Source organism: Lacticaseibacillus sharpeae JCM 1186 = DSM 20505 (genome assembly GCF_001436225.1).
GTDB classification, from domain to species: domain Bacteria; phylum Bacillota; class Bacilli; order Lactobacillales; family Lactobacillaceae; genus Lacticaseibacillus; species Lacticaseibacillus sharpeae.
In genome coordinates this window covers 39,922-60,719 of sequence record NZ_AYYO01000009.1, presented here as the reverse complement: position 1 = coordinate 60,719, position 20,798 = coordinate 39,922, and the positions used below count along the sequence as shown (strand labels likewise).

Below are 20,798 nucleotides of genomic sequence, written 5' to 3'. Positions count from 1 at the left end.
GACCTGACTCACGTTCAATTTTTTTGCACAAATGCATAAAATTGTATCCCCAAAGCGGACAAAGTCGGGTATACTCATTCAAGATTGGTAGGTATTCCTAAATTATGCAAGAATTCATGCAACTGAACCGCAACTTGAAACTCCGGACACTGACGGTGTTTCTCGCGGCACTGCTAAACAGCTCAATATTCCCCAACATGACCATCTATTACAGCCATTATTTTGGCCGCTTCATCACCGGCATCTTGCTCATGCTCATTTCCGGTGTGAGCTTCGTGGCGGGGATGTACGGTGGACACCTGGCAGACGTGTACGGCCGCAAACCCATCATGCTAACCGGCGGGCTGCTCCTCACAACCGGCTACGTTATCGCGGCGGCAGCCAACAATCCACTGCTCGTCAGCCCGCAGATTACGTTCTTCGCCTTCCTAATCGCCAGCGTCGGTGGTAGTCTCGCCGACCCGGCCGAACAGGCAATGATGATTGACGCCTCGACCGCGGCCAACCGCAAGTTCGTGTATGCGCTAATCTATTGGATTATTAATATCTCCGTGATGCTTGGGGCCGCGCTCGGCGGGTGGTTCTTCCGCGACTACCTGCTCGAACTGCTACTCGCGCTGATCGCCGTTTCCCTCTTCAACCTCGCAATCGTGCGTTTTGGGATGAGCGAAACAATGACGGAGGCAACGCAAACTTCAAGCTCGGTCTGGGGAGCACTCAAATCATACCTGAACGTGCTGGCGGACCGGCGCTACATGCTCTTCATCATCGGTTCCGTGCTGCTGGCAATTGTTACCCGCCAGCCCGACTACTACCTAGCCGTCCACCTGGGGGCCGATTTTCACACCACCACGTTGTTCGGCATTACCATCTACGGCCAACGGATGCTATCCATCGTAACTTTGGTCAACACGGTGATGATTGTCACCATGATGTCACTGTTCACCCGGCTGACGGACAAGTGGTCGCTGGTTAAGGCCAATGCGGTCGGCGCCGTGCTCTTTGCCGTCGGGTTTGCTTTCTCCTTTGTCACGAGCACCCTGTGGCCGCTGATTGCTGCGGCCGTCATCTTGACGCTTGGGGAAATGATCAGTGTGCCTGCTAACCAAACATTGCGGGCGGACATGATGAATCCCGCTAAGATTGGTGCGTACTCCGGGCTGATGTCCGTTGTTTCGCCCATCGCCGCCATCTTCGCCGGACTGCTGGTCAGCGCCTCGTCAATCTTCGGCAACTACGGAATGGCCGTCCTCATGCTTATCTTTGGTGGGCTCTCCATTCTAGCAACCACCAAAGCCGCACGGATGCGGGCGAACTGGTAACGCATAAACACACCCGCTAAATAGCCGCCAGCGCACTGCTGGCGGCTATTTTTGCGCAAAAAAAATACCACCTCGCAACTGAGGTGGTAACTGATGGAGGATACAGGGCTCGAACCTGTGACCCTCTGCTTGTAAGGCAGACGCTCTCCCAACTGAGCTAATCCTCCATAACGCTCGCTTGAGCATGTTTATATAATACACTCAGCGAGCAACTATGTCTACAACTATTTTTCCGTAAAGGTGATTTTCGGATCAACCAGCTTGGTGACCATCATGGCCGATGCCACGTTCCCAGTTGAATTCAGCAGCGTTGCGGGAATGTCGATAATCGTGGAAATAATCAGCAGCAACGGAATGGCGTTGGTGGGGAAACCGAACATTGAGACAATGAGCGTTTCGGCAACCATGCCGCCCCCAGGAATCGCGCCCATGACGGCCCCAACGAAGAAGCCCCCACCGACAATCGAAACGATGCTGCTAAAGGAGCCGATGTCCCGACCAAAGAGCAGGAAGAGGAAGGAAACTTTGAAAATCCCCCCGATTACTGACCCGTCCTTGTGGATGTTGGCCCCCAGCGGAATCACGGTGTCCACGATATCATTGGGCACGCCAATCTTGCGCGTGTATTCCAAGTTCGCCGGAATGCTTGCGGCACTGGAACTCGTCGCAATCGCGGTCACGGCTGGTACCCCAACGTGGTGCCAGAAGTTCTTCACCCCGCCCTTGCCACCAGCGATGAACGCGTAGATGGTCATGATGACGAAGAAGTAAATAATGGACAGGACGATGTACAGCACGTAGGCGTGCACGTACCCGCCGACAATCTGGCTCCCCAGGTTCCCAACGATGGATGCGAAGTAGCACCCAAGTCCAAACGGTGCGTAGTACATGATGTACTTGATGATCTTCAGCACAACCACGTTCCCGCTGGCCAGAAACTGACGGAATGGTTCAGCCGCCTTGCCACTAGTGGACGTTGCAATCCCAAACAGCAGGGAGAACAGAATGGCTGGCAGCATGTACTGCTTGGAGAGCACCTTGCTGAAGTCGTCAACCGTGAACATGTTCACAACCTGCTGCAGCATTGGCGTGTTGTTCTTCTCGACCTTTACGCTCCCCATCAGTGCCTTCAGGTGGCCAATGTCCCCCTTGTTGATGAGTGGTGACAGGTAAACCCCGAGGTACCCAACCACGGCCGCCACCGCCGCGGTGAAGATGAAGACGGCAACTGTGGAAATCAGAATCTTCCCCAGCCGACTACCACTGCTCATCTGCCCAATCGCGTTGGCAATGGAGAAGAACACAAGTGGAATCAGCACCATGTACATCAAGTTCAGGAACAGTTGCCCAAACGGCTGCAAGACCGTCGCGTCTGTACCCATGAAGAGGCCGACAATGCCCCCAATAATTACCCCACCGAGCAGCGAGAGCGTGTCCCGGTAGTTCTTTAACCAATTTAGCATTGTTATACCCCTATCTTGCCTGGCGCCACCAATCGCCTACCGGACTGCTGGCTCCAAACGATTTTAAAATAATATCAGAAACCACAGAATAGCACATTTTGCCCCAATGTTCACCTAATCTAAACATTTTTTGCCGAAAAAAGCGGGGCTGGCACGTCAGCCGTGCCGGTCCCACAATGTGTCTAATACTGCGCAAAAATCTTGGTGTAACTTGCAATTGCGGCAGTGAAGTCCGCAAGTGCAATGCATTCGTCGGTCTGGTGGGAAGTATCGTTACCAGGGCCGAATTCGGCCATGTCCATGCCGGGTGTGAGCAACAGCGCCGCGTCACAGATACCGGTGCCGCCGACAACCGGCAACTCTTCCTTGCCGAACTGCTGTTGCACGCTCTGAATCGTCTGCACCAAACGGTTATCTGCCGGGCTGCCAACGGATGGCAGCGTCGAGTCGATACTGAGGCTGAGCTTAACCCCCGGCACCTGAGTGTTTGCCTCCGCCACCGCTGCAGTCAAGGCGGCAGTAAAGTCATCGTTATCTGCCAGCGGCGTGGTGCGAATATTGCCGCGCAGGCTTGCGGCTTTGGGGATAATGTTGACCTGATTGCCGCCATTAATCAGGGTAATGCTGTGCGTGGCGTGGCCCAGCATTGCGTGGGCTTTGGCGGTCAGTGGTGCCGTCAACTTAGCGGCGGCTGCGTTGTAGGCGAACAAACCGGCGATGGCATTCGCACCCTCTTCAGGAGTGGACGAGTGGGCGGCCTTCCCCGTTGCCGTCACGGTGTAATCAATAATCCCCCGCGTGGTAGGTTCAATCTGCGGACCACTTGGTTCACACACAATCAGCCCGGTTAACCCGTCGTTGTAACCCGCAGCCGCCAGCTGGCGCGCCCCGTAGTTGTCAACTTCTTCACCCACCGTGGCGAAGAAGTGCAGCTGACTGTTAAGTTGGACGCCGCTAACCAGCAAGTTGTACAGGGCCACAAACGAGGCAATTAACCCGGCCTTCATGTCCGTCGCGCCCCGTCCATACAGGATTCCATCTTCAATCTCGGCAGCAAATGGCGCGTGCGTCCACTTGGCGGAATCGCCCGCGGCAACGACGTCCATGTGCCCGTCGATGCCCAGCTTGGTTGCTGCATCCTTAGGCCCGGCAACAATAATCAGGTTATCCCGGCCCGGCGCGTATGGTAGGCGTTCAATTGTCGCAAGCCCCGCATCCACCAGTGGCTGCATCTTCGCCGCCAGAATGTCCGCAATTTTGGCTTCATCTGCCCCCACCGTGGGAATCTGCATCACTTGCTGGAGTAATGCGACTGCTTCTTCATCCGTAATCTTCTGCATAACCAGACCTCCGTTTTGCTATCAATGCATATAGTGTACATCTTCGTGAATAAATATTCAACGAGTAACTGCATATTCTTTCGGCACCAAAAAGGCAGCCACACAATCATGCGGCTGCCCTTGCATTCATTCATTTCATTGTTGCTTTGTGGTGCTCTAAGTTAAAGTTCGGTCCCGCGGCTAGCAATCAGCTTCTGGTACCAGAAGTAAGAATCCTTCAGCAGGCGCTTGCCGCTACCCTGACCCTTGTCGTCTTGGTCGACGTAAATCAGACCGTAACGCTTGGCCATTTCCCCCGTGGAGGCAGAAATCAGGTCGATTGGACTCCACATCATGTACCCAATCAGGTCAACGCCGTCAATCACCACGGCCTTTTCCATCTCGGCAATGTGCGCCCGCAGGTAATCGATCCGGTAGTCATCATGAATCTTGCCGTCTTCGAGTTTGTCGTACGCCCCAAACCCGTTTTCGACAATCATGATTGGCTTGTGCCAGCGATCCTGGGTCCAGTTCAGCATCCAGCGCAGGCCGACGGGGTCAATCTGCCAGCCCCAATCGCTCTTCGGCAGGTATGGGTTGTTGACCAGGTTGTTGTGCTCGTCGAATTCAACCTTGCCGTCCTTACGCGCTTCGGTAGTGAAGGACATGTAGTAAGAAATCCCCATGAAGTCGGCAGTACCCCGGCGCAGGATGTCCGCATCCGCAGCAGTCACCTTGATGTTGTAGCCCTTTTCCTGCCAGTAGTTCCGCAACCATGCAGGGTACTGACCCAGGCAGTGAACGTCGCCCCAGAAGTAGCGGTACTGCATTGCGCGCATCGCAAACATCTGGTCTTCAGGCTTAGCAGTCAGTGGGTAAATTGGCACCATCGCCAGCATCCCCCCGACCTGCAGCTGTGGGTCAATCTTGCGGGCTGCCAGTACAGCCTTCGCACTAGCCACCAGTTCGTTGTGGGAAGCCTGGAACATTGCTTCTTCCGCGTTTTCACCCGGCTTCAGCTGCAAGCCGGAGTCCTGGAGCAGGTGGTGATCGAAGCGCCAGTCGGACTGGTTATCAATTTCGTTGAAGGTCATCCAGTAGCGGACCTGCTTGTGGAAGCGTTGGAAACACGTGGTGGCAAAACGTACAAACATGTCAATCAGTTCGCGGTTCCGCCAGCCGCCGTATTCCTGCACCAGCTTGTAGGGCATTTCAAAGTGCGACAGGGTCACAATTGGTTCAATGCCGTTGGCGCGCAAGGTGTTGAACATGTCCTCGTAGTATGCCAGCCCCGCTTCGTTTGGCGTAGTCTCATCACCATTAGGGTAAATCCGGGTCCACGCAATCGAAATTCGGAATGCCTTCATCCCCAACTGCTTGAACAGTTGAATATCATCCTTGTAGTGGTGGTAGAAGTCGATGCCCCAGTGGTTCGGGTACACCTTACCCGGTTCAACTTTGTCCGTCACAATGCGGGCAGGGTCAGTCCGGCTTGCGGCCTGCATCACGTCGGCAATACTTACACCCTTGCCGCCTTCTTGCCACGCGCCTTCAACTTGGTGCGCCGCAACGGCACCACCCCAGAGAAAGTCGCTGGGCATCTTCAATCCTTTAGTCAATGAACGTGTCCTCCTAAAACCGCGCGGAATCGCGCCAACCGGCTGATTCCGCTTGTATCAATAATTACTTCACCGTATGCACCAAAATCATTGAATAAAAAAGACCGGCAGAAAATAAGCCGGCCCGTAAATATTCATTTTGGTTATTGTTACTTGGTGTCCTTACCGTCGAGGCGCTTGTACAAGTCGACGATTTCGCCAGCCAGGTCGCGGAACGTGATGGCATTCATCAGGTGATCCTGTGAGTGCACGGTCAGCAGCGTTACCTTAGCGTGGTTGCCTTGTGCTTCTTGGGTCAGCATCCCCGTCTGGGAGTTGTGTGCTTCAACCAGGAAGTTGTCGGCTTCGGTCAGCTTAGCGTCAGCGGTTTCGAAGTCGCCTTTTTTCGCAGCTGCGATTGCCTCGAATGCGGAGCTCTTGGCGTTACCGCCATTCACGATGAGACCCATGATGGTTTCCAAATCTTGTTCTTTTTCTTCTGCCACGGAAAAACGCCTTCTTTCTTTTGTCTAGTTTATTGGTCTGTATTAAGCTTCGGAGTCTTCAATCAGCTTCATCGCTGCCTTGAGCACCTTAGCCCCGTTCATCAGACCATAATCTTGCATGTTGATAACGTCAACTGGAATGTCCAGTTCCTTCTTCAGGTCGTTAGCCATGTAGCGAACTTGAGGTCCAAGCATCAGAACGTCTGGGTGCTGCTGCTCCAACTGGTTACGAATATCATTGGAAGCGGCAGCGAAGATCTTAACTTCAGTGTTTTCAGCTTCAGCAGCCTTCTGCATCTTGTTAACCAGAAGACTTGTGGACATACCTGCGTTGCAAGCCAACATAATCGTTTTTTCAGCCATAATACATACTCTCTTTCTTATCTACAAATTGTTCAGCTAACGGCTTTTCCGGAAACCGTTTCCATCTCTACGTGGATTATCATAATACGTAGGAACAAATTTCGCAAGTGCTTACAAATGATTTTTTGCAAAAAGTTGTAAATGCTTGCGCGAATTTCGCCCGCGGCCAAAGCGTTACCAGGTGGCGAAATTTGGTCTCAAACAATATGAAAAGCGGGTTAAACAAATTTTCCTACCCTTTTGGTGCGCACTTGGCGTACAATATGGGGAGACAAATAACGAGTTTTCACATATCGAAAACGAACGGACGGTGAAACCCTTGTACCATGACATTGCAGAAGACATAATCGCCAAAATAAATAACGGCGAGTTCGATACCAAGCTGCCGACTGAGCAAGCGCTGATGAATCAATACAACGTAAGCCGTAACACAATCCGGCGCGCAATCGATGTTGTCTACCAGCGGGGACTCCTGCGCCGCGTTCAAGGATCTGGTTACTACATCAACCAACTGCCAAGCACCTCTAAGGCAATTCTCAACTTATCTGTGGGCACTGGTGGGCCAATGCACAGCGCGGAATACCACCTAACCTCCCACGTTGTGACCTTCGACAAGATTCTGGCACCCCACAAATTGGCGCGACTGATGAGCGTCGTGGACGGCACCGAATTGTACCGCGTTGTCCGGCTGCGCTTCCTCGACGACGTTGAATATTCACTGGAATGTTCCTACTACCTCACAAGCGTCGTTCCCGTTTTGACCGTTGATGCCGTCAACAACTCCATCTTCGGTTTCGTGCGCGAAACTTACGGCATCCGTGTCACCAGCAGTGAGGACTACATCAGTATGGAGGCCCTGCAGCCCGACCAGGCATCGCTTCTGGGCCGGGAAGTCGGCGATGAAGTAATGGCGCTCAGCCAGTTGAACTTCTACGGTAACAACTCACTGTTCAACTACTCAACCACCTATTTCGTCTACCCCGACCTGCGTTTTTACGTCCACTCATCGCACCTTAGCAGTAACTAAGCCGGTTGACGGCACCAAAAAAGCTATCGAAAAATTTTCGATAGCTTTTTTTTAACGCTTAATTTCGACATCCGCAACCACGGAACTGGTCTCGTACGGGAAGTGCGTAATCGAGTATTCGAACGGTTCGCCCTCCTCCGTGTAACTCACCTGGGTAATGGCGAGCACGGGATCATTGAGCCGGGCACCAAGCGCCTCGACATCTTCAGCCGTAGCCTTAATCGCGTACACTTTGCGGTGTGAACCCGCAATGTGCATGCCCTTTTCGTCCGCCAAGTGCTTGTAGACTGACCCCATCAGCACTTCTTCGGTGATGGTCGCAATCTTGGTCGGCATCACCGTGTGTTCGTACGCGTAGACCTGACCGTCGACATACCGGACACGGCGAATGACGTACACCGGTTCACCGGGGCCAATCAGCAGCTGATCTTGCTCCTTACCCGTTGGCAAGCGTGCATCGAGTCCCAAAACTTTACTGGTAACTTTGCGCCCCAGGTACGTCTCGGTGGTCCCGTACGGCTTGTCAATGGAGGAATCAAGTTCATTATCGTCACGCCGGAAGTCCTTGCGCAAAAAAGTACCGGCACCGCGCCGCGTGTACACAACCCCCTCAGTCACGAGGGTCTGCACCGCCTTACGAATGGTCATCCGGGTGGTGTTGAACTCCCGGGCAAGCTGTTCTTGGTCCGGAAGCAGCGCGCCGGGTTCGTATTTGCCGCTGGTGAACATCGCCTTCAACTCGGCAGAAATTTCTTCGTATTTGTACATAACTTTCTCCTCCTACTTTACGCAGCATAGTGCGGTGCGGTAAAGCACTAGGTTTGTTTGATCGAGGACAAGCACGGCCCGGCGCGCTCGTCCCACGCGTTTTTTAATTTCCCACTTCAACCACAATTTTACGCTATTTTACAGCAATAGCAAATGCTAAATTTTATTAATGTATATACTTTTTCAAAAAAAGACTTTACAGGAGTGTGAGCAGCGTATATACTTGTAATCGGATTCAAGGATGACAACGTTAACTGATGGACATTCCGCTGCCACACGTCAAGCTAGTCAATAGCACGGCCCGCGAAGGCCAGCTCGGCGCCCCGACTGCGAAGTAAAATCTACTTGCGTCCGAATCTATGTGGGACATGTTTAGTGCATGTCGGTGACGAACTCTACCTTGTTGATAATTTGTTCAGCGCACATCGTCACAACCACACCTTGTTTTTGCCGTTCCGCCCCCGCATTGCGGTTGGGCGGTATGTATATATTGAATGCAAAATGTAGCCATATTCGTCCGGGAATACGACTACACGGCGGATTCACCCACATAAATGCGTTTGTTACAGTTACACTTGGTGGTTTTGCCTGGTTATTTTAACCAGCTTAATGACCAAGCTGCTCACAGTTACTAAGGGGGATTGGGAGCATCTAACTTGCTGGTGAACGTACTTATGGTTCAACGATTACCTTGGTGCCATTGCCCAGAATTACGCACCACGGTTAATCCATTCCGTTTTGCTATTTTTATCAACTAAAAAGGTGGCGTGCCGATTGGCGCGCCACCTTTTTTGGCTTCACTGAATATCACCCGTAATCACTCGCAGCAGGGTCAAGCCCGCCCCGTCTTTTTCATTCGTCGGCGCCACAATCTTCGCCGCCTGCTTCACCTGCCGCACCGCGTTGCCCATCGCGACCCCATAGCCAACGCCCGCAACCATGGTCAGATCGTTCAGTTGGTCGCCAAAGCACATGCACTCAGTTAGCGGGACCCCCGCAGCTTGCGCAATTACGCGCATGCCGGCTAGTTTATCAATCCCCGGGGCCAGTCCTTCGTACAGCAGGGGCTTGGACCGCGTCATGTTCAGTGGTAGCTTAGCCAGCGCAGCCAGTGCCAGCTTGAGTGCGAGGACGTTGCCGAACGCGGCCTCCACCGTAAACTTGTAAAACTGGACGTCTGGTCGCCGCAAGAGTTGATTCATCGCGGATACCGTTGCAATCCGGACGTCGCGGTCCAGTTCGCCGCCGAGGTAGTTACCGGCGCGGTGCGGCGTATACAGTGCGTGCTGTAATTCACTGTAAAAGCGCACCTGCACCCCGTAATGCTGGGCAAGGGCGAACACCCGCCGCACCGTCGTCTTGGCCAGGGGCGTCGCGCTAAGCAGCTTATCGTCCTGATCATACACTAGTGCCCCGTTCAGACACATCTTATAGCCCGGAACCTGCAATTCATCCCGCATCAACTTCGCAACGCGCGGAATCATCCGCCCAGAACAGATTGCAAAAAGGCGCTCGCTGGCAACCCAGGCGCGCACGGCATTGCGGTTCATCTTCGACACGCGCAGATGTCGGTTGTACAGTGTCCCATCAAGGTCTAACCCTGCTAATTTAATCACAATAACGCCCCCAAACAGTTCCTAATGCTTTATCTTGATTGTACCGCAGCTCGCGCATTAATTTGTTAATGTTTGCACTAAAATGGCCACCAAAACCGTTAAGTTACATGCGGTTTTGGTGGCCAAATTGGTTTGCGCTAACGTTAGTTCTTGAAGCTGTGAATTGGTGCCGGAATGTGACCCCCACGGGCGATGAATTGACTTGCATCCCCGTCGTTCACCTTCATGATTGGCGCCCGACCAAACAAGCCCCCAAACTCAACGAAGTCGCCGACATCCTTACCGGGTACGGGAATTACGCGCACGGCCGTGGTCTTGTTGTTGATCATCCCAAGGGCCGCTTCATCCGCTATCATCCCGGAAATCGTACTTGCTGGGGTGGCCCCAGGAATAGCGACCATGTCCAGACCCACGGAACAAACCGCGGTCATTGCTTCGAGCTTCTCGAGGCCAATGTGCCCCTTAGCCACGGCATCGATCATGTTCGCATCTTCACTAACCGGAATGAAGGCCCCAGAAAGACCCCCGACCCGTTCAGCCGCCATGATTCCGCCCTTCTTGACCGCATCATTCAGCAACGCCAATGCGGCAGTGGTCCCGTACGTCCCCACGTGGCTGAGGCCCATGGTTTCCAAAATCTGCGCTACGGAATCACCGACCGCTGGGGTTGGTGCCAATGACAGGTCAACAATGTTGAACGGAACGCCGAGTCGTTCCGCCGCCGTTTTGCCAATCAGCTGCCCCATCCGGGAAACCTTGAACGCGGTCTTCTTGATGGTCTCGCAGACTTCGCCAAATGGTGCGTCCGGAATGGCGGCCAGGGCCCGCTGGACCACCCCGGGGCCAGAAACCCCGGTGGATACGGCGCAGTCGCCCTCAGAAACGCCCCAGAAGGCCCCCGCCATGAACGGGTTGTCTTCCACCGCGTTGCAGAAGACAACGAGCTTCATCGCGTTCTGGGGTACTGGGTTCGCGATTTCTTTAACCACTTCACCCATCAGCTGTACGGCGTCCATGTTCATCCCCGACTTGGTGCTGCCGACGTTGACGGAGCCGCAAACCCGTTCGGTTGCCGCGAAGGCTGCAGGCATACTGCGCATGAGCGCCTCATCCGCCGCGGTCATCCCACTTTGCACCAGCGCCGTGTAGCCCCCGATGAGGTCGATGCCGGTGTCGCGCGCAGCATTATCCATCGCCTTGGCAATCTGGACAAAGTCAAAATCAGTTGCCCCGCCCGCCAGCAGTGCCACGGGCGTCACCGCCACGCGCTTGTTCACAATGGGAATCCCGAATTCAGTTTCGATTTGTTCTGCCACCGGCACCAAATTCTTGGCCCGCGCCACGATTTTGGCGTACACCGCATCTGCCGTTTCCGTCATCGTGCCACGAATACAATCGAGGAGGGAAATTCCCATCGTGATGGTCCGAATATCGAGGTTTTCTTCCCGAATCATCGCAATGGTTTCTTGCATTTGCTGGATATCCATAACGACCTCCTACAGGCTGTGCATGGCGGAGAACAGTTCTTCGCGCTGCATCTGAACTTCAACTTCAATCTGCTTGCCGGCAGCCTGAATGGCGTCGCGAATGTCCGCAAAGTTGCCGTCGTCAGGCAAAGCCGCACTGATCATCATGGTGAAGTTGCCCTTGAAGATGGACTGGGTTACTTCAAGGACGTTGACGTTCTCCTTGGCTAGTGCCGTAGTGATGGCAGCAATGATGCCGGGGTGGTCCTTACCTAATACAGAAACGATTACGTTCATGGTGTTTTCCTCACTTTGGTGGGCCCGCTGCCAACACGGACCATGTATTTTTAATCATCTTTGGCGTTCTGATTTATATTATACCGAAGTTTTGAATTAACTCCAGTTCACGACCCATAACCATTTGACGTTCTTTGTACTTTCAACGTGGAACACCAATTCGGCTCTTGATTTGTATATACTTTTATATATAAAGACTTCACATTAGATGGATTGCATGGGATAATGAAATCGTATACAAGAATCACTCAAGGAGGATGGATCATGAGCAAAGCATTACCACAAGGGTTCCTCTGGGGGAACTCCACATCCAGCATGCAGACAGAAGGCGGCTGGAATGAAGGCGGCAAGGGCCTGTCCGTTTACGACGTACGCCCGGCAACCGCGAACTCAATGGATTGGCACGTGGCCATCGATAATTACCACCACTATGATGAAGATATTCAACTGATGGCGGATCAGGGGATGAACTGCTACCGGTTCCAGATTTCCTGGAGTCGCGTGTGCCCAGATGGCGACGGCGCGTTCAACGAAGAAGGTATCAAGTTTTACAGCGACCTCATCGACAAGCTGCTGGCACACGGCATCACCCCGATGATTTGCCTCTACCACTTCGACATGCCCCTCGCCCTGGCGCAGAAGTACAACGGGTTCCTGGACCGCCACGTGGTTGACGCCTTCATCCGCTACGGTAAGGAAATGGTCGACCGCTTCAGTGACCGCGTCCCTTACTGGATCACGTTCAACGAACAGAACCTGTACTCGATGGAAAACGTCTGGGATATCGCTGGGTACGACCACGGTGACAAAACGGACGCGGAACTGCTGAAGATTGCCCATCACGTCATGGTCGCGCACGTCGGCGTGGCGAACTACATCCACAGCAAGACCGACGCCAAAATCGGGGGCATGCTGGCATACAGCGAGGTGTACCCCGCTAGTGCTGCGCCCCGCGACATCCTGTACGCCCGCCAGATTGACGAGTTCCTGAACAAAAATCTGCTGGACGTCTTCGTTTACGGGACCTACTCCACCGAATACGAAAAGTTCATCCAGAACCACCACTTCGACATCGACTACACGGACGCCGACAAGGATGCGTTTGCCGACAACTACAGTGACTACATCGCCTTCTCCTACTACCGTTCCGATGCCATCGACAGCAGCAAGGTGCCCGTGAACACCATTCCGAACCACTACCTGGAATACGGGACGGTGAAGGTACCCGGACTCCAGTCCAACGAATGGGGCTGGAATATTGATCCACTCGGTTTCCGCGACATTCTCACCAAGGTCTACAACCAGTACCACCTACCAATGTTCCCGATTGAAAATGGGATTGGGATTCGTGAGGAGTATGACGGTCGCGAAATCGAAGACGATTACCGCATCGACTACCACCGCCAGCACATTCAGGCCATGAAGGACGCAATCTACGTTGATGGCGTTGATGTGCTCGGCTACCTCGGCTGGGGCCTCATCGACATTCCTAGCTCGTCAGGGAACATGGACAAGCGCTACGGGATGGTCTACGTGAACCGCACCAACCACGATTTGCGCGACATGAAACGCATTCCGAAGAAGTCCTACAAATGGTTCCAGGAAGTGATTGCTTCCAACGGGGCGCACTTGGATTAATCATTAATAATACGCAAATGGGCCACCAGTTCAGCACTGGTGGCCCATTTTGCTTTGCTTAATGCAGCCCCTTTTCTACCAAGTGATACGGATATTTGGACCAATACTTCAGGTACTTACGGGCCGAATCGCCATCACGATTCAGGAGGTAAAGCCGAAAGTGGACCGGAATGTCCTTGGGCTGCCACTGTTCCAGATACGTGTACTGATACTGCATCCCGAGGCGCTGCATCACCGCCCCACTGCGCGGATTCTGGACATCATGGGTCGCCGTCAGGTATGGATAGTCTGCCACGGGTAAGGCCGCAATCAGCGCCGCGGCAGCCTCCGTCATGTAGCCGTGGCCCCAGGCATCGCGGCGCATCCCGTAACCAAGGTCGTGGCTCTCATCCGCGTCAACACCAATGTAACCAACCGCCTTGTTAGTACTGCGCAAGCACACAGCCAGCTGATAGCCAGCAGCTGGCGCCAAATACCGTTCCTGAAGCATGATTAACGCCTCAGCCTCAGTCTTAGGCGCAAACCACGGCAAGAACCGATTAACTTCTAGATCAGCTTGAATGGCGTAGAACTCGGGTAGATCCGCCTCCGTGAACGGACGCAGAATTAACCGGTCAGTGGTAATTGGCAACATACTATCTCTCCTTCATGACCTTAAGCAGATATTTCCCGGGAAATAATGCGGTCTAAATGCTCATTTCCCAATGTGCTTTCCATTATGCACGTTCGCACCATGTAATCGCCAGGCTTAACGGCGAAACCAGCCGTACGGTACGCGGAAATGGCGTTTAGCATCCACAACCGTCAAATGCTCCGCTGCTGCTAAATATTGGGGCAACAATGCTACCCCACGACCTGCCTTAACCAGTTCGATGATGCTCGCCCACGAGTCGATTTCGAGCACTTGGCGTTTGCCTTGCGCTAGCCGCAGTGTCCGCGCGCGAAATGGACACGCCCGATCTTGATTAACTAGTAGCGGTAACTCCGCTGCCTTTGCAGCATCCCTCACTAAAAAACTGGCAGGTAAATAATCGCGGGCCACTTCAGTATAGCGTGGATCATTAAAGTTGGCATACGTAATCACCGTGTCCACATCCGGCGTTTTTTGCAAGAGGGCCGTCGAACCAACAATCGCAAAGTGACTATCCGCCAGTGCTAAGCGCCCACTCGCCACCACCAAATAATTGAACAATAGCTCCGAGATTGCGACCGTCTGCCCCGCTTGGACCGGCTCCATTTGTGCCTTAATTTTGGTTGTTGCCCGCAGCACCGACTGTGCATAGTGGTAAAACCGCGTCCCGTTTGCAGTCGGGGTGAGCCCCTGTGCACTGCGCGTGAACAGCTGCGTACCAAATTCCGCTTCCAGCACCTGCAAGCGCACGGTGATGTTCGACTGTGCGAAGCCCATGGTGCGGGCAACCAGGTTAATCGACCGCAATTCGTACAGCTGCTGATAGATTTCTAAGTCCTGGGTTTGCATGACGTCCTCCTTATCACTTTTTGCGATAACTATATCACTAATTGGTAATATGCAACAGCCACCGCGCACCTTAGAATGACCACGTAATCAAAACAAAGGAGCAAACAAATTATGCCATATTTACGTGTCCGCATTGCAACCGAAAATCCTAGTAAGCATGCTGCCCAGGAGGTCGCGACAGTCCTCACCCAGCTCGCCGTGTCCGATCTAGGCAAATCCGCCAGTGCCGCAGCAGTCGACGTACAATTCACTAACCCAGCTAACTGGTTCATCGGGGCCCAGCAGCTTGCAGCCAACCAATCCAGTTTTGTCGTTGAAATCAACATCACCGCTGCAACCAACACCCGTGATGCCAAGGCCAAGTTCGTTCGCGACGTCTTTGCCGCCATGGCGGCCCAGTTCCCCCACGTAGCCAAAACCAGCTACGTGCTGCTGCGCGACGTCACCTCTGAAGCTTGGGGGTACGGCGGTAAAACGCAGGAATTCCGTTACATTACGGGCGTAACCGATTAAACTAACCCGTAAATTTACACAAAAAAAGCGTTCCCGCAAAGGAACGCTTTTTTTCGCATCAATCTTAGTCGTTAGCTTCAGCAAGCTGCTTAGCAACAACACCATCGTTAATCTTAACAAATGGCATGTAGAGCAGAACACCGGCGATGAAGACGATAATCTGGATAACAGGAGCACGCCAGTCACCACCTGTTGCCAGGAAGGAGTTGAGGAACATAGGTGTGGTCCATGGAACCTGAATGACCATTGGGTTCATCCAGCCAAGTGTCGTCGTGAGCCATGCCACGAAGATACCGATGGAAGGAAGAGCGATGAATGGGATGATCAGGGAAACGTTGTAAACGATTGGGTAACCAAAGATTACAGGTTCGTTGATGTTGAACACACCTGGAAGGAGGGCCAACTTAGCAACGTTACGGGAAGCTGCGTTACGGCTAACAAGGAAGGTCGCAACCAGCAGGCAGAGGGTACCACCAGAACCACCGAGAAGAGCGAAGGACTGAACAAGGGACAGGTTGATGATGTTTGGAATCGCGTGACCTGCGTTGTAAGCAGCCGTGTTCTGCACGATGTTGATAATCAGAAGAGGTTCGAGGATAGTACTGTAGATAACGGAGAAGTGAATCCCGAAGAGCCACAGCAGGTTTGCCAGGGTGTAAATGATAAGCGTCCCAACAATACCAGTACCAATCCCACGAAGAGGTTCCTGAATGAAGGTGGTAATCAAACTGATAACATTCATGCCGGTAGTGTCAAACAGAACGGTAGAAATGATAGCAAAGAATGAAAGAACCAAGATAACTGGAATCAAAACGTTAAAGGAGTCACCAACTGCAGGTGGAACCTGGTCACCCAAGTTAACCTTGAGTGCCTTAACGTTAGACAAGCGAATGAAGAGTTCGGTTGCCAGAAGACCCATGATAACCCCGGCGAACATACCACCAGTACCCATGTTGGAGTAGGTCAGGACGCCGGCAATGTCGACAGCCTTGGTTGCGCCAGTAGGAATCAGGGAAACGGAGTTAGGCATCATTGCAACCAGGGTTGCAAGAGATACCATTGCTGCTGCCAGTGGGTTGTCAAAGCCCCGGTTCTTCGCCAGGAAGTAACCAATCATGGTAGCAATCAAAATACTAGAAATATTCAGCGTCGCGTTACCCAGCATGTTGCCCCAGTACTGAACGTTGACCAGTGCGTCACCCTTAAAGATCCAGGTGAACACGGTGTTGTTCAGCAATGTGGAAAGACCAGCCAGGATGTACAGAGGCATGATTGTCGCGAACGCGTCACGCAATGAGCGCAGGTGGATTTGGTTACCGAGTTTAACGGCGACCTTGATAAATCCTTGCCCGAACTTAGTGTCCTCTAAAGCCATATTGTTCACATCTCCTTCAAACAAGTGCGCATGTCCTTCAGAGGATCCCCGGCTATTGCCCCCAATGTCAGGAATCAGGAATTGAAAAATATCAGTTGGAAATAATAATCTCTGAATTTCATGCTTTACAACAACAAACGAACAAAACGACCAGACGGTAATGAAGTGGGTCGACACCGGATGGAACCGTTTCGAAAGCGCTTGCTATTCCTATCAACAAACTAAAGTATACACCGTATTCGCGGTAACGCAATACATTTTCTTTAAAAGAATATACATTTGCGTTTACATTTTGATTTTCAGTGTGTGAACCTTGATTTATGGGCGTTTTGCAAGCCCTATCATTTTTTAAAAAAACATCGATGGCCAAAGAAAGGGCCACCAAGCATTGATAGTTACCTATACCAATACTTGATGGCTCAAGCTGAATGCTATTTAGCTGTTCCGTGCTCCAAGTAGCTAACATCCAGACTAGTCATGCCCGTAGCGAGGATTGCCATCCCCAGGACGACCAAGCCATAGCTCTGGTTTGCCACACCCAACCCGACTAACAGTGATCCACCGATGAATACGACTACGCCAACGACCAAATAGAGCAACCAATTTTCGTTCTTACGCATGTATACCACTCCTTTGATTTCACACCCTTATTGTAAGCCCTATTTTTATATTAATAAATAGGTTTTGTGAAGTTCCGCACGATTTTTAGCGGCGGGTACCTGACCAATATTTCATCAAAATATTATTTTATTCGGAATCAGCCGAATATTCACTGATTAAAGAACGCCAATCACCCGAATTTTAAAGTGCGAATTGTCAGCTTTCTGTTCACTTTGTTCATTTGGCGTGGATTCTAGCCTTTTACCGTTCACGTTTGCATACCAATTCAAGAATTGTTCCCATGAATATCAATCACAGCAAACGGTAAAAGCCACCACAGAATGCCGCATGTGCCGTTTGCAATCCGCAACACAGCGCGTTATTCTCTATTAGTTGGCAAGATTTATGGCCAACTAATTCCCCACACTACTTCAGGTAGTTGTGATTTAGCACCCGCTCAACTTATGAGCGCAGCCATCATTATTAGCGAACAAAAACTTGACTTGGAACAAGTTTGTGTCTGCCGGATTACGACACAGTTCGCTTCCCCAGGTTTGGGGTCAATTCAAAAAAATCTGCCCCGACCAACGTCGAGGCAGATTTTTTCGTTTAACTAAAATGATACTGACAGCATGTTGGCCTGCATCCCGCAAACCTTCGCCGCGAGCTGGTTTCCAAGCTGAATCGATTCGGTCAAGCTGAGACCCTGCGCCATCCCCGCGAGCATGCCCCCACAGTGGGTGTCGCCGGCGCCAACCGTGTTGACGACCTTGACCTTAAAGCCCGGCACAATCCCGGAATCATCGGGACCCGCGTAGTAGTAAGTCCCCTTGCTTCCAAGCGTGACCACTACTGGCTGGTGGGTCTGCGCGTGCAGGTAGGCAATCCGTTCGTCGAAGGTATTGCCTTCAGCGACCTGGGGCAGTTCCACTTCATTACAGTGAACAATGACCCCTGAGTGCAGCAGTTCAGCCAGGATGTCCTTGTCCACACTCTTAATCCGGGCCGCCACGTCAAACAGCACCACGGCGTCGTCCCGGCGGTTGTTCAGCGCGTCAACGGTTGCCCGCGCGACCAGTGGGTTGGTGAGCTGAAAACCGCTCAGGTAAATGTAGTCGTACTTAGTCATGTCGACCGGCTTAAACCATGGCGCACGCCACAGCTGTTCCATCCCGGGCAGAACGACGAAGGTCCGTTCCCCGTTCGGCTCAATCATCGCAACCGTCCAGCCGTTATCGGGGGCCCCGGTCACGACGTAAGGCTTCACGCCAATCTTCTTCAAATGTTCAGTGATCCGGTCAGCGTTAGCACCGCGCCCAACCGGCACGAACAGGTCACCTTCAGCGCCGGCGTAGCGGTAGCCGCAGTAGGCGTTAATCGCACAGCCGCCGACCTGGTATTCGAGGAAATCACCAAGCACATTCAGTCCGCTGGTTGGCACGCTTGGTACGTTCATCAATGCATCAACGAGCGCCGTACCGAAAATCAGAGTTTTACCCATGGGTTTTGTTATTCCTTCCAAAATCAATCACAATGTCTAAAAAGTATCTTAATTATTTGTACCGCATTTCACGCACTGCATGCAAGTCTAAAATAACACGAGGTGCTGGCTTCGGGCCCCAAATGTGCCTTTTCCCCGCACCTCAGCGTTTATTTGATAAATAATTGTTTGAATCTTGCCTACCGGATATGCAGCATGCGCCGAATCTTGCCGACGCGCTTGCCCATGATGGTATCCGCCAGCCGGGTGGTCAAGCTGAGGTAAACATAAATGCCGACCCCAACGGCCAGTGCGGGAATCAGGATAATCGCGGACTGCACCTTGCTGGCAGGATTCAGAATCTGGCTGAGCCCAACCACCGTGAGCCGGGTGGCGATGAACATGATGATACTGAAGGCCGTGATGCCCACCACGCGCTTTAAGGTCTGCAGGCCCTTGTAGTGGTAAAGGTGGTGCAGGTCATAGAGCATGAGCGCACACGACACGCCGGCGCCGGCAATCGTGGCAATCATTGGCCCGTAGACGTTGAACAGGTACATGAATGGCAGCTGCAGGATGACTTTGACCGCCATCCCCGCCAGCATTTCCCAAATCGCCCGCATGTTCTGGAACAGGCCCTGCAAGATGCCGACCAAGACCAGGAACATTCCCAGGAAGATGGCCATCACACAAGAGATTTCGAGCATCCGGAAACCGATCTCGTTGTAGTCGTAGAAGATGACGTACAGCGGGTGGCTAATGGCCGCCATCCCGAACGACGCCGGGATAATGACGAAGAAGAGCAGTTGGAGCGCGTTAGTGATTTGGTTGGTCACCTCGTGCATCTTGTGCTTGGTCCAGGCTGTGGTCAGCAGCGGAATTGCCGTGGTCGACATCCCCGCGGCCAGGGACACAACGATGGTCACCAGCTTGTTGGCGTTGCCGGCGAACATCGCGTAGTAAATGTTGAGTGCGTGCATGGTGGTCGAATACAGACTCTTCATGCCCGTGAAGAACGTGTACTGGTCAATCAGGTAGTACACATTGATGGTGGCACTCAGGATAATGAACGGAATCGCCTGCTGCACAACTTCCCACAGCAGGTGGTTTACGGACACGTGAATCTCGTTGCGGCTTTCCGCGTTGCGCCGCCGAATTTGCGGCATCCGCTTGGCCAGCAAGAACGCGAGCAGCGCAATCCCGGCGATGGCCCCAACGAAGGCCCCGAACGTGGATTGCTTAACGGCTTCCACGTAATCGCGGTTCCCCACCTTCATGATCATGTAGGCGGTGACCAGCATGTACGCCACGCGGACGAGCTGTTCCAGGAACTGCGAAATGGCACTCGGCGCCATTTCGGAATGGCCCTGGAAGAACCCGCGCAGGATACTAAGCATTGGAATCAGCACGAGGGCGAGCGACAGGGTGTGGAATATTGGTACCATCCGCGCATCGCCTGCCGCTAGGATTGGGGCGGCGAACCACATGATGGCAGCACCCAAGACACCCATGATGCTGGTCGCAAGCATCCCGTGCCAGAACAGCCGCATACTGGTTGAGTATTCGCCCATCGCGTCATACCGGGCGATTTGCTTAGACACCGCCCCGGGAATCCCCGCCGTTGAAATCATGATGAAAATTGCGTAAACGGAGTACCCCTTAACGAAGAGGGAATTCGCCGTCGCGGCGGACGCCCCCATCCAGATGTACCAAGGGATGATATAAATCGCACCAAGTACCCGCGAGAACATACTCCCCGCAGTCATCCAGGCCGATCCCGTTAACATTTTAGCTTGGGCAGACTTCTCTTGTGGTGCCCGTGCTGCTTTTCTATCCATTGTGTCCCCCGCTACCACCAGTTTTTGTCGCTGCCGTATTTCAGACAGCCCGACATTATAACACTCTATTCTATAATTAAAGCGGGGCATTATGCAATCAGCAGCGCCAATGTTAACCTTCTCAAAAGA

Annotated in this window: 20 protein-coding genes and 1 tRNA gene; 4 read left to right on the top strand and 17 right to left on the bottom strand. The window is 52.8% G+C overall.

All coding sequences use genetic code 11. The features are described from left to right. Positions 1–104: 104 nt before the first annotated feature. Complete coding sequence (locus tag FC18_RS02460) at positions 105–1,322, top strand: MFS transporter (RefSeq protein WP_056975388.1); 1,218 nt, start codon at positions 105–107, stop codon at positions 1,320–1,322. Between the two features lie 94 nt (positions 1,323–1,416). On the opposite strand, the gene FC18_RS02455 is transcribed toward FC18_RS02460, so the two are convergent. The 6 genes from FC18_RS02455 to FC18_RS02430 all read right to left on the bottom strand — a co-directional run bounded on the left by FC18_RS02455 (position 1,417) and on the right by FC18_RS02430 (position 6,571). Then, positions 1,417–1,489: transfer RNA gene (locus FC18_RS02455), tRNA-Val, on the bottom strand. A gap of 57 nt (positions 1,490–1,546) precedes the next feature. Further along, positions 1,547–2,785 carry a dicarboxylate/amino acid:cation symporter gene (locus tag FC18_RS02450; RefSeq protein WP_056975387.1) on the bottom strand — a complete coding sequence of 413 codons (1,239 nt, stop codon included), beginning with the start codon at positions 2,783–2,785 and terminating at the stop codon, positions 1,547–1,549. A gap of 182 nt (positions 2,786–2,967) precedes the next feature. Further along, on the bottom strand, positions 2,968–4,116 hold the full coding sequence (locus tag FC18_RS02445; protein WP_056975397.1) for an ArgE/DapE family deacylase: 1,149 nt from the start codon (positions 4,114–4,116) through the stop codon (positions 2,968–2,970). Positions 4,117–4,286: 170 nt separating this feature from the next. Further along, positions 4,287–5,723, bottom strand: coding sequence for a 6-phospho-beta-glucosidase (locus tag FC18_RS02440; RefSeq protein WP_054677644.1), 1,437 nt, complete (start codon positions 5,721–5,723; stop codon positions 4,287–4,289). A gap of 149 nt (positions 5,724–5,872) precedes the next feature. Then, on the bottom strand, positions 5,873–6,172 hold the full coding sequence (locus FC18_RS02435) for a PTS lactose/cellobiose transporter subunit IIA (RefSeq protein WP_054677726.1): 300 nt from the start codon (positions 6,170–6,172) through the stop codon (positions 5,873–5,875). A 78-nt stretch (positions 6,173–6,250) separates the two neighbouring features. Then, the gene (locus tag FC18_RS02430; protein ID WP_054677647.1) at positions 6,251–6,571 is read right to left on the bottom strand and encodes a PTS sugar transporter subunit IIB; all 321 of its coding nucleotides are present in this window, start codon (positions 6,569–6,571) and stop codon (positions 6,251–6,253) included. A 319-nt stretch (positions 6,572–6,890) separates the two neighbouring features. Here FC18_RS02430 and FC18_RS02425 point away from each other — a divergent pair, with 319 nt between their 5' ends. Further along, entirely contained in the window at positions 6,891–7,598 is a 708-nt protein-coding gene (locus FC18_RS02425) for a GntR family transcriptional regulator (protein ID WP_054677649.1), read from the top strand. 51 nt (positions 7,599–7,649) lie between these two features. On the opposite strand, the gene FC18_RS02420 is transcribed toward FC18_RS02425, so the two are convergent. The 4 genes from FC18_RS02420 to FC18_RS02405 form a co-directional block, all read right to left on the bottom strand. Continuing rightward, positions 7,650–8,366, bottom strand: coding sequence for a GntR family transcriptional regulator (locus FC18_RS02420; RefSeq protein ID WP_054677651.1), 717 nt, complete (start codon positions 8,364–8,366; stop codon positions 7,650–7,652). A 797-nt stretch (positions 8,367–9,163) separates the two neighbouring features. After that, complete coding sequence (locus FC18_RS02415) at positions 9,164–9,982, bottom strand: Cof-type HAD-IIB family hydrolase (RefSeq protein WP_054677653.1); 819 nt, start codon at positions 9,980–9,982, stop codon at positions 9,164–9,166. Positions 9,983–10,125: 143 nt separating this feature from the next. Then, the gene (locus tag FC18_RS02410) at positions 10,126–11,469 is read right to left on the bottom strand and encodes a PFL family protein (protein WP_054677655.1); all 1,344 of its coding nucleotides are present in this window, start codon (positions 11,467–11,469) and stop codon (positions 10,126–10,128) included. Between the two features lie 9 nt (positions 11,470–11,478). Continuing rightward, on the bottom strand, positions 11,479–11,745 hold the full coding sequence (locus tag FC18_RS02405) for an ACT domain-containing protein (RefSeq protein ID WP_054677657.1): 267 nt from the start codon (positions 11,743–11,745) through the stop codon (positions 11,479–11,481). 264 nt (positions 11,746–12,009) lie between these two features. Here FC18_RS02405 and FC18_RS02400 point away from each other — a divergent pair, with 264 nt between their 5' ends. After that, positions 12,010–13,383 carry a glycoside hydrolase family 1 protein gene (locus tag FC18_RS02400; protein WP_054677659.1) on the top strand — a complete coding sequence of 458 codons (1,374 nt, stop codon included), beginning with the start codon at positions 12,010–12,012 and terminating at the stop codon, positions 13,381–13,383. A gap of 58 nt (positions 13,384–13,441) precedes the next feature. On the opposite strand, the gene FC18_RS02395 is transcribed toward FC18_RS02400, so the two are convergent. Next, positions 13,442–14,017 carry a GNAT family N-acetyltransferase gene (locus FC18_RS02395; protein ID WP_054677661.1) on the bottom strand — a complete coding sequence of 192 codons (576 nt, stop codon included), beginning with the start codon at positions 14,015–14,017 and terminating at the stop codon, positions 13,442–13,444. A gap of 114 nt (positions 14,018–14,131) precedes the next feature. Beyond that, complete coding sequence (locus tag FC18_RS02390; protein ID WP_054677663.1) at positions 14,132–14,863, bottom strand: LysR family transcriptional regulator; 732 nt, start codon at positions 14,861–14,863, stop codon at positions 14,132–14,134. Positions 14,864–14,974: 111 nt separating this feature from the next. On the opposite strand from FC18_RS02390, the gene FC18_RS02385 reads away from it, so the two are divergent. Then, positions 14,975–15,376, top strand: coding sequence for a tautomerase family protein (locus tag FC18_RS02385; RefSeq protein ID WP_054677665.1), 402 nt, complete (start codon positions 14,975–14,977; stop codon positions 15,374–15,376). Between the two features lie 64 nt (positions 15,377–15,440). On the opposite strand, the gene FC18_RS02380 is transcribed toward FC18_RS02385, so the two are convergent. From FC18_RS02380 to FC18_RS02365, 5 genes are all read right to left on the bottom strand, one after another. Further along, positions 15,441–16,751, bottom strand: coding sequence for a PTS sugar transporter subunit IIC (locus FC18_RS02380; RefSeq protein ID WP_056975386.1), 1,311 nt, complete (start codon positions 16,749–16,751; stop codon positions 15,441–15,443). 118 nt (positions 16,752–16,869) lie between these two features. Continuing rightward, entirely contained in the window at positions 16,870–17,121 is a 252-nt protein-coding gene (locus tag FC18_RS12005; protein ID WP_156660852.1) for a hypothetical protein, read from the bottom strand. A gap of 61 nt (positions 17,122–17,182) precedes the next feature. Beyond that, positions 17,183–17,371 carry a hypothetical protein gene (locus FC18_RS02375; protein ID WP_054677667.1) on the bottom strand — a complete coding sequence of 63 codons (189 nt, stop codon included), beginning with the start codon at positions 17,369–17,371 and terminating at the stop codon, positions 17,183–17,185. Between the two features lie 593 nt (positions 17,372–17,964). Continuing rightward, complete coding sequence (locus tag FC18_RS02370; RefSeq protein ID WP_056975385.1) at positions 17,965–18,852, bottom strand: PfkB family carbohydrate kinase; 888 nt, start codon at positions 18,850–18,852, stop codon at positions 17,965–17,967. 179 nt (positions 18,853–19,031) lie between these two features. Next, positions 19,032–20,669 carry a putative polysaccharide biosynthesis protein gene (locus FC18_RS02365; RefSeq protein WP_056975384.1) on the bottom strand — a complete coding sequence of 546 codons (1,638 nt, stop codon included), beginning with the start codon at positions 20,667–20,669 and terminating at the stop codon, positions 19,032–19,034. Positions 20,670–20,798: the final 129 nt, after the last annotated feature.

Bases quoted from the DNA above. Each gene is read 5' to 3' on its own strand.
- FC18_RS02460 (WP_056975388.1), top strand. From the start codon at position 105: ATGCAAGAATTCATGCAACTGAACCGCAACTTGAAACTCCGGACACTG.
- FC18_RS02450 (WP_056975387.1), bottom strand. From the start codon at position 2,785: ATGCTAAATTGGTTAAAGAACTACCGGGACACGCTCTCGCTGCTCGGT.
- FC18_RS02435 (WP_054677726.1), bottom strand. From the start codon at position 6,172: ATGGGTCTCATCGTGAATGGCGGTAACGCCAAGAGCTCCGCATTCGAG.
- FC18_RS02430 (WP_054677647.1), bottom strand. From the start codon at position 6,571: ATGGCTGAAAAAACGATTATGTTGGCTTGCAACGCAGGTATGTCCACA.
- FC18_RS02420 (WP_054677651.1), bottom strand. From the start codon at position 8,366: ATGTACAAATACGAAGAAATTTCTGCCGAGTTGAAGGCGATGTTCACC.
- FC18_RS02410 (WP_054677655.1), bottom strand. From the start codon at position 11,469: ATGGATATCCAGCAAATGCAAGAAACCATTGCGATGATTCGGGAAGAA.
- FC18_RS02405 (WP_054677657.1), bottom strand. From the start codon at position 11,745: ATGAACGTAATCGTTTCTGTATTAGGTAAGGACCACCCCGGCATCATT.
- FC18_RS02400 (WP_054677659.1), top strand. From the start codon at position 12,010: ATGAGCAAAGCATTACCACAAGGGTTCCTCTGGGGGAACTCCACATCC.
- FC18_RS02395 (WP_054677661.1), bottom strand. From the start codon at position 14,017: ATGTTGCCAATTACCACTGACCGGTTAATTCTGCGTCCGTTCACGGAG.
- FC18_RS02390 (WP_054677663.1), bottom strand. From the start codon at position 14,863: ATGCAAACCCAGGACTTAGAAATCTATCAGCAGCTGTACGAATTGCGG.
- FC18_RS02385 (WP_054677665.1), top strand. From the start codon at position 14,975: ATGCCATATTTACGTGTCCGCATTGCAACCGAAAATCCTAGTAAGCAT.
- FC18_RS02380 (WP_056975386.1), bottom strand. From the start codon at position 16,751: ATGGCTTTAGAGGACACTAAGTTCGGGCAAGGATTTATCAAGGTCGCC.
- FC18_RS02375 (WP_054677667.1), bottom strand. From the start codon at position 17,371: ATGCGTAAGAACGAAAATTGGTTGCTCTATTTGGTCGTTGGCGTAGTC.
- FC18_RS02370 (WP_056975385.1), bottom strand. From the start codon at position 18,852: ATGGGTAAAACTCTGATTTTCGGTACGGCGCTCGTTGATGCATTGATG.
- FC18_RS02365 (WP_056975384.1), bottom strand. From the start codon at position 20,669: ATGGATAGAAAAGCAGCACGGGCACCACAAGAGAAGTCTGCCCAAGCT.